We start from the raw sequence: 7,462 nt of genomic DNA, 5'->3' as shown, positions 1-7,462 counted from the left end.
CCTCGGCCGCTGGGCCCTCGACCAGCAACCGCCGCCCAGCCACGGCTCCCTCTAACGCCCTTCTCCCGAACGGAAACGACATGTCCCTGAAACTCCACTGGTTCCTCCCCACCTACGGGGACTCGCGATCCATCGTCGGCGGCGGCCACGGACTCCCCGCCGGCGCTGCCCACGGCGACCGCGATGCCTCCATCGGGTACCTCAGCTCCATCGGCCGGGCCGCCGAGACGTTCGGCTTCACCGCAGCGCTCACCCCGGCCGGGGCCTGGTGCGAGGACGCCTGGCTGACCACCGCGATGCTGGCACGCGAGACCGAACGGCTCGGTTTCCTCGTCGCCTTCCGGCCGGGTCTGGTGAGCCCGACGCTGGCCGCCCAGATGGCGGCGACCTTCAGTAAGCATGCGCCCGGCCGGATCCTGCTCAACGTCGTCACCGGCGGTGAGCCGATCGAGCAGCGTGCCTACGGCGACCATCTCGACAAGGTCGCGCGCTACGAGCGGACCGACGAATTCCTGACTATCGTGCGCGGTCTGTGGCGCGGCGAGACTGTCACCTATCGTGGCGCTCACCTCGAGGTTCAGGACGCGCAACTGGCGAGCGTGCCGCTGCCGACCCCACCGATCTACTTCGGCGGATCATCGCCGCAGGCCGGTCCGGTCGCCGCCCGGCACAGCGACGTCTACCTGACCTGGGGCGAACCCGAAGCAGCCGTCGCCGCGAAGATCGCCTGGATCCGCGAGCTGGCCGCCGAGCAGGGCCGAACGGTCCGCTTCGGCATCCGCCTGCACGTGATCACCCGGGACACGGCCGAACAAGCATGGGCCGAAGCGGGCACTTTGCTGTCGGCAATCGACCCGGCCACGGTCGACGCCGTACAAGCCGGTTTGGCCAGAAGTGAGTCAGTGGGCCAAGCGTCGATGCGCGCCCTCCATCAACGGCATCGCAGCGACGGCACATGGCGCGATCCGCGCGCGCTGGAGATCAGCCCGAACCTCTGGGCCGGCGTCGGCCTGGTGCGCGGTGGCGCAGGTACCGCGCTTGTTGGCAGCCACAGCGAGGTCGCCGATCTGATCGAACGCTACGCCGAGCTGGGCGTCTCCGAGTTCGTCCTGTCCGGCTACCCGCATCTGGAGGAACTGTACTGGTTCGGCGAGGGCGTGATCCCGCAACTCGCCCGCCGCGGGCTGTTCGATGGTGCCGCGCCACGCCCGTCGGCGGCCATCGGCCAGCCGTTCCTGGCCGAAGCCCGATGAGCGGCCCGAGCAGCGCAGTCTCGTCCGCGGCCCCGGTCGACGATCCGCGCGCCCTCCGGCAACTCTTCGGGCACGTGCCGTCCGGACTCGTCACCGTCGCCGCCATCGGTGCCGACGGCCCGGTCGGCGTCGTGGTCTCGTCGTTCACCTCGGTCTCGCTCGATCCGCCTTTGGTGTCGGTGAACATCGGACGGTCGTCCTCGACGCTTCCGGTTCTGCGCGCGGCGAGTCGGTGGGGCCTGAGTGTGCTCGCCGAAGACCAGGGACCGGTCGCCGACCGCTTCCGCCTGCCCGCTGCCGAACGCTTTCGCGACCTGGATTGGATCACCGACAGCGGCGGCGCCGTCCACGTCGTCGGCGCCGTTGCCACCTTGACCACGACCCCGGTCAACGTGATTGCCGCCGGTGACCACGACATCGCGATCCTCGCTCTCACCGACTACACCCACCCGGCAACCGCCGGCCAGCCACTGGTCTTCCACCGCAGCCGCTTTCACCGGCTCGACCGCTCGTCCCCCAAGGAGATACTCCGATGACATCCCCCGCTCGGATCCACCCCGCACCCCTGCGCCTCGCCGTTCACTATGACGCCGGCTGGGTCGAACTCACCGCACCGGGCGCCCCCGCAAACGAGGTGGTCCGGCTGCGCACCGGCAGCCTGCACGAGGCCGCCCGGCAGGCCGCTCAATCGGCGACACCGGCGTTCGTCGACATCGACGTTCTGCTCGCCGGCTCGGTCAACGAAGCGTTCCTGGCCTTCACCGACCAGCGCCCCGGGTGGTCGCCGGGGCTTCGCGCCGAGGTGATCGTGCACCCGGGTACTCCGTCGACCTTGGCCGGACTGCTGTGGGACATCTGGGCCGCCCGCGTCGCCGACGGCGTCACCCTGCATGCCACCGACCCACATGCGCTCACCGCGAGGCTGCTCGACGAGGTGGTCCCCCTCCTGGCCCGCCGCGGCCTGCACGTGGACGTCCGCACCCCGGCCGCCGCCTGACGCACCACCACCGACTACTCCGCCCGCCGCCGCTCATCTCGGTCTCGCACCCTCGATCGGCGGCGCGAGACCGAGACGAGGGTGTCCGGTCCCCCGATTCAGGGGGCATCAGCCGATGGCGATGCCCAGCTTCGGCAACCACGTGATCAGGATCGGGATCAGTTCACCGCGCTCGAGCATGGCCCACGTCCAGCGGAGCACCTCGATGCCGGCACGGCGGAACCGGTCCTCGCGTTCCTTCTCCCGGATCACCGCATCGTGCGGAGTCTCGCCCGGGCGCAGCAGGCCGCGATACTTGACGCGCCCGTCGAACTCGCCGACGAGTACACCGTCCCAGTCGAAGTCGGGAATCTGCGTGTGCCCCTCGAGGAGGTAGTGCCGCTGCAGGATCGGTAGCGGCAGTTCCGCGTCGATCATCTGCGCCCGGCTCCACGATTCACCCACCGACTCGGCCAGCGGGTTCCCGTGCTCCACCGCACGTCGGGCCACGCGGATCCCCTCGAACTTCCGCCCGGCCAGCGCGTCGAGGAGTTCTTCCCGGGTGACGCCGCGCCGCAGCACCGCATCGACGACGGTGAGTGCTTGTGCAAAGTTTCCCATCGCCGCCACGTCGATCGCGGTACGTCGCAGGCTGGTCACCGCAATACCGTCGACCTCGACGACGTCGTCGGCTGGCACCCCGCCCGCATGCCGGTACCGGCCGCCGCGGAGGGAGCTGCCGCCCCGGCCACCGCGGATCACATGCACCGTGCCGCGGTCCGGTCGCAAGAGCGGCAGTCTATGCATCGCGGCGGCCGAGTGATGGCTCAGTGGCGCCTCGCCCGCGCGCGTCGACGTGGCACCGGCGATGCACGCGAGACGGTAGTACTCGTCCTTCCCCTGCTCGGTGCGCGCGACATCGGCCGCCTGCGGCACCATGAACACGCCGGGAGTGAGCCGGACCAGGCTCTTGGCCGCCAGCGCGTAGCCAAGCTGGTCGTCGGACAGGCCGGCCTTGAGCGCGGCAGTCCGGCGGATCAGGCCGTATCGGTCGCGGGACACGTCGTCGAGTCGAATCGTCATGACCTGAGCGAACGTGACCGGCCCGGCCCCCACCACCCCACCGTCCACAGGCACGCCAGCGGCGCCGCAGTTGTGCACAGATCGTCGCCGGACCGCCGATTCCCGCCCCTGGCGGCCGGGCATCTGAGCACCCGAGCTTCGCCGCTGGTCTCGGTCTCGCCCCCTCGATCGGGGGCGCGAGCCTGAGCCCGGGGTGCTCAGTACCCCGAATCAGGGGGCGACAGGCGCCGGCTACTCCGCGAAGGCCTCGATCGAGGGGCAACTGCACACCAGGTTCCGGTCGCCGAAGGCCTGGTCGATACGGCGCACCGACGGCCAGATCTTGGCGCGGGCGCCCGCCGACGGCAGACCGGCCGGGTAGACGGCCGTCATCCTGTCGTAGGCCTTGTCCCATTCGGTGGCGAGGCATTCGGCGGTGTGTGGCGCACCGGCGAGCGGATTGTCGTCGACCGCCCAAGTGCCGTCAGCTACCTTGGCGATCTCGCCCCGAATCGCGATCATCGCGTCGATGAAGGCATCCACCTCGGCGAGGTTCTCGCTTTCGGTGGGCTCCACCATCAGGGTGTTGGCCACCGGGAAGCTCATCGTCGGCGCATGGAAGCCATAGTCGGCCAGGCGCTTGGCGACGTCGTCGACACTGACGCCGGTCGCCTTGATCAGATCACGCAGATCCAGGATGCACTCGTGAGCGACCCACCCGCTCTTATCGGTGTAGAGCACCGGGAAGTGGTCGTTGAGCCGGCGGGCGATGTAGTTCGCCGAGGCGATCGCGGTGAGCGTGGCGCGGCGCAGGCCGTCGGCGCCCATCATGGCGATATACGCGTACGTGATCGGCAGGATCGACGCCGAACCATAGGGCGCAGCCGAGATCGTGATTCCGGTATCCGGCAGTTCGCTGGCCAGCGGGTGGCTCGGCAGGTACGGCGCCAGGTGCTCGCGCACCGCCACCGGACCGACACCCGGTCCGCCACCGCCGTGCGGGATACAGAACGTCTTGTGCAGGTTGAGGTGCGAGACGTCGCCACCGAACCGGCCCGGACGGGCCAAGCCGACCAGTGCGTTCAGGTTGGCCCCGTCCACGTACACCTGACCACCGGCGTCGTGCACTGCCGCGCAAATGTCGGCGACTTCATCCTCGAAGACGCCGTGCGTCGACGGGTACGTGATCATGATGCCGGCCAGTTCCGCGGCGTGCTTGGCGATCTTCTCGCGCAGATCATCGATGTCGACATCGCCGTTCTCCCGGGTACCAACGACGACGACCCGCATTCCCGCCATCACCGCGGAGGCCGCATTAGTGCCGTGTGCACTCGACGGGATCAGGCAGATGTCGCGCTCGGTATCGCCGTTGGCGAGGTGGAATTTACGGATCGCCAACAGTCCGGCGTACTCGCCTTGCGAGCCGGCGTTTGGCTGCAGGCTCACCCGGTCGTAGCCGGTGATCGCCACAAGCCAATCTTCCAGCGTGGTGATCAGTTCGCGGATGCCGACCGTGTCTTCCAGCGGCGCGAACGGATGCAGGCCACCAAACTCCGGCCACGTGATGGGTTCCATCTCGGTGGTGGCATTGAGCTTCATGGTGCATGAACCGAGCGGGATCATGCTGCGGTCGAGGGCGATATCTTTATCCGACAGCATGCGCAGGTAGCGCAGCATCGTGGTCTCGGTGCGGTAGTCGCCGAAGGCGGGGTGATCCAGGAAATCAGTGGTGCGATTGGCGATGTCGCTGGCGAAACTGGCGGGCGCTCCGTCCGGCGTGCCGCCTGCGCTCAGCTCCGTCGCCGCGAAGACGCTCAGTACATCGGCGATATCGGCCTCCGACGTCGTCTCGTCGCACGCGATGCCGATGCGATCGCCGTCGATCAGTCGCAGGTTGATGCCGTACTCGGATTTGGCGGTGGCAACCAGTGCCACAGCGTCCCCCGGAACCTCGACGACGACGGTATCGAAGAAGGCGGCGTGGGCGACGGTGCGCCCGGCGGCGATCAGCCCGTCGGCGAGGGCAACGGCCCGGCGGTGGACGCGCTCGGCGATCGCTTTCAGCCCGTCCGGCCCGTGGTAGGAGGCGTACATGGCGGCGAGGACGGCCAGCAGCACCTGAGCGGTGCAGATGTTGCTCGTCGCCTTCTCCCGGCGAATGTGCTGCTCGCGGGTCTGCAAGGCGAGTCGGTAGGCGAGGTTGCCGTCGGCGTCTTTCGAGATGCCTACGAGACGGCCCGGCATTTGACGAGTCAGCTTGCTACCCACGGCCAAATAGCCAGCGTGGGGGCCACCGAAGCCCATCGGCACACCGAAGCGCTGCGTGGTGCCAAAGACGACGTCGGCGCCCTGTTCACCGGGCGGGGTGATGAGCGTGGCCGCCAGCAGGTCGAGACCGGCGGCGACCAGCGCGCCCCGCTCGTGCGCGGCGGCAATGATCGGCGCCAGGTCGACGACCTTGCCGGACGCGCCGGGAATCTGAACGATCACCCCGAAGAACTCGCCCTCGGGCAGCCCGACCGCGGCCGCCGCGGGATCGAGCTCGGCCTCGAGCACCTCGATGCCCAGCGGTTCGGCGCGGGTGTCGATCAGCGCCCGGGTCTGCGGGAACAGGTCGGCATCGACCACGACGCGCGGCGACGTGGACTTACTCGCCCGCCGGAGCAACGTCATCGCCTCGGCAGCGGCGGTGGCCTCATCGAGCATGGAGGAATTGGCCACCTCCATGCCGGACAGTTCGCCGACCATGGTCTGGAAGTTCAGTAGCGCCTCCAGGCGGCCCTGGCTGATCTCCGGCTGGTACGGCGTATACGCGGTGTACCAGGCCGGATTCTCGACGATGTTGCGTTTCAGTACAGCCGGGGTGTGCGTGTCGTAGTAGCCGAGGCCAATCATGCTGCGGGCCACGGTGTTCTTGCCGGCCAGCTCGCGCAGGTGCGCGGTGGTGTCGGCTTCACTCAGCGGCGCGTTCAGCGCGGCGAGCGCTCCATCCTCCGAGGCAATCGCGGCCGGCACTACCTGAGTGGCCAGCTCGTCAAGGGAGTTGACCCCCAGGACGGCAAGCATCCGGGCGGTCTCGTGCGCATCAGGACCCAGGTGGCGGGCGACGAATTCTCCGTGGAACTTCGCATCGGTCATGGCGGGACGGCCTCGTCTCGTCGGTCCGGGCACACGCCCAGACGTAGGGCCCTCCCCCTCTGTCCTACCGCGACGTGCGCGATGCCTGAGAGATTCGGCGCGAGGCCACCCGCAGGGGCGACGCCGTGCCTTTCACCGTGGGCGGACGAGCGTACCCGTCACTTTCCAGAGGCGCCGACAGCTGCCACGGTCCGGGGGCCTGAGAGTTTGACGGAGAGGTGTTGCTCCTTCGGCGGTCTCGACCGGCGAGACGCTCTCCCGCAGCGCAGCGGCGCGTGGCCAACTATACGCGCTACGCACTACCGGCGAGTTAGCCGGTCCGGCGCGCGCGATCCTTGCGGCGTGCGGCCAGCTCGTCTTCGGGAGATTCTGCGGCGGTGCCCCCATCGGCACGCTCGGCGGGAAAATCGGCGATGGTACCGGTCAGTTCGCGCATAGCGCCCGACACTGCGATGCCGAAGACGCCCTGGCCACCCTGCAGCAGGTCGACGACTTCTTCGGCGGAGGTGCATTCATAGACGGTGGTGCCGTCGGAGAAGAGGGTGATCCGGGCCAGGTCCTCCACACCGCGCTGACGCAGATGGTCAACGGCGACGCGGATGTTTTGCAAGGAGATACCGGTGTCAAGCAGACGCTTGACGATCTTCAGGACCAGGATGTCCTTGAATGAGTACAGGCGCTGGCTGCCGGATCCGGCCGCACCGCGGATCGACGGAACCACCAGCGACGTGCGGGCCCAGTAGTCGAGCTGCCGGTAGGTGATGCCCGCGATCTGGCAGGCGCTCGGCACGCGATAGCCGACCAATTCGTCGGGCACCGTGTCGTTCGGAAACAGACCCGGTACCACCTCGTCGAGACCGCCCTGTACGGGTGCAGTCACTCGGGCTTCGAGCGTGTCCTGCTGATCGTCCACGGTGTCTCCCTCATGCAACGCTAGGACTCAAGAAGAAGCGGTCCTTGTTCGAGGATACTCCGCCGAGCCGATTCAATGTGCCGCACCGCCCGCAGCGGCGTTGACATTGAACCTAGAGAC

Annotated in this window: 6 protein-coding genes and 1 riboswitch; of the genes, 3 read left to right on the top strand and 3 right to left on the bottom strand. The window is 68.5% G+C overall.

The window, feature by feature from the left end; all coding sequences use genetic code 11:
* Window positions 1–80: 80 nt before the first annotated feature.
* The 3 genes from WAW85_RS08640 to WAW85_RS08630 are packed head-to-tail and all read left to right on the top strand — an operon-like array spanning window position 81 to window position 2,250.
* Window positions 81–1,253, top strand: a complete 1,173-nt coding sequence (locus WAW85_RS08640; RefSeq protein WP_422559208.1) for an LLM class flavin-dependent oxidoreductase — start codon at window positions 81–83, stop codon at window positions 1,251–1,253.
* Window positions 1,250–1,789, top strand: coding sequence for a flavin reductase family protein (locus WAW85_RS08635; RefSeq protein ID WP_422559207.1), 540 nt, complete (start codon window positions 1,250–1,252; stop codon window positions 1,787–1,789). Before WAW85_RS08640 ends, WAW85_RS08635 begins: the two co-directional genes overlap by 4 nt.
* Complete coding sequence (locus WAW85_RS08630) at window positions 1,786–2,250, top strand: hypothetical protein (RefSeq protein WP_422559206.1); 465 nt, start codon at window positions 1,786–1,788, stop codon at window positions 2,248–2,250. Before WAW85_RS08635 ends, WAW85_RS08630 begins: the two co-directional genes overlap by 4 nt.
* Before the next feature lie 108 nt (window positions 2,251–2,358).
* Here the strand turns inward: WAW85_RS08630 and WAW85_RS08625 are convergent, their stop codons facing one another.
* From WAW85_RS08625 to WAW85_RS08615, 3 genes are all read right to left on the bottom strand, one after another.
* The gene (locus WAW85_RS08625; RefSeq protein WP_422559205.1) at window positions 2,359–3,312 is read right to left on the bottom strand and encodes a hypothetical protein; all 954 of its coding nucleotides are present in this window, start codon (window positions 3,310–3,312) and stop codon (window positions 2,359–2,361) included.
* Between the two features lie 231 nt (window positions 3,313–3,543).
* A complete protein-coding gene (gcvP, locus tag WAW85_RS08620) occupies window positions 3,544–6,429 on the bottom strand; it encodes an aminomethyl-transferring glycine dehydrogenase (RefSeq protein ID WP_422559204.1) in 2,886 nt (961 codons plus the stop codon).
* Between the two features lie 177 nt (window positions 6,430–6,606).
* Window positions 6,607–6,700, bottom strand: a riboswitch (glycine riboswitch).
* A 39-nt stretch (window positions 6,701–6,739) separates the two neighbouring features.
* Window positions 6,740–7,309, bottom strand: a complete 570-nt coding sequence (locus WAW85_RS08615) for a MerR family transcriptional regulator (protein ID WP_422559209.1) — start codon at window positions 7,307–7,309, stop codon at window positions 6,740–6,742.
* Window positions 7,310–7,462 lie beyond the last annotated feature (153 nt).

The organism is Gordonia sp. (in: high G+C Gram-positive bacteria), from assembly GCF_049299075.1.
Lineage (GTDB): Bacteria > Actinomycetota > Actinomycetes > Mycobacteriales > Mycobacteriaceae > Gordonia.
The sequence above is the reverse complement of the archived record's forward strand: the minus strand, read 5'-3'. Positions and strand labels throughout refer to the sequence as shown.

What these genes read in the sequence shown, in the direction of transcription:
- WAW85_RS08640 (WP_422559208.1), top strand. Translation starts at nt 81, where the DNA reads ATGTCCCTGAAACTCCACTGGTTCCTCCCCACCTACGGGGACTCGCGA.
- WAW85_RS08635 (WP_422559207.1), top strand. Translation starts at nt 1,250, where the DNA reads ATGAGCGGCCCGAGCAGCGCAGTCTCGTCCGCGGCCCCGGTCGACGAT.
- WAW85_RS08630 (WP_422559206.1), top strand. Translation starts at nt 1,786, where the DNA reads ATGACATCCCCCGCTCGGATCCACCCCGCACCCCTGCGCCTCGCCGTT.
- WAW85_RS08625 (WP_422559205.1), bottom strand. Translation starts at nt 3,312, where the DNA reads ATGACGATTCGACTCGACGACGTGTCCCGCGACCGATACGGCCTGATC.
- gcvP (WP_422559204.1), bottom strand. Translation starts at nt 6,429, where the DNA reads ATGACCGATGCGAAGTTCCACGGAGAATTCGTCGCCCGCCACCTGGGT.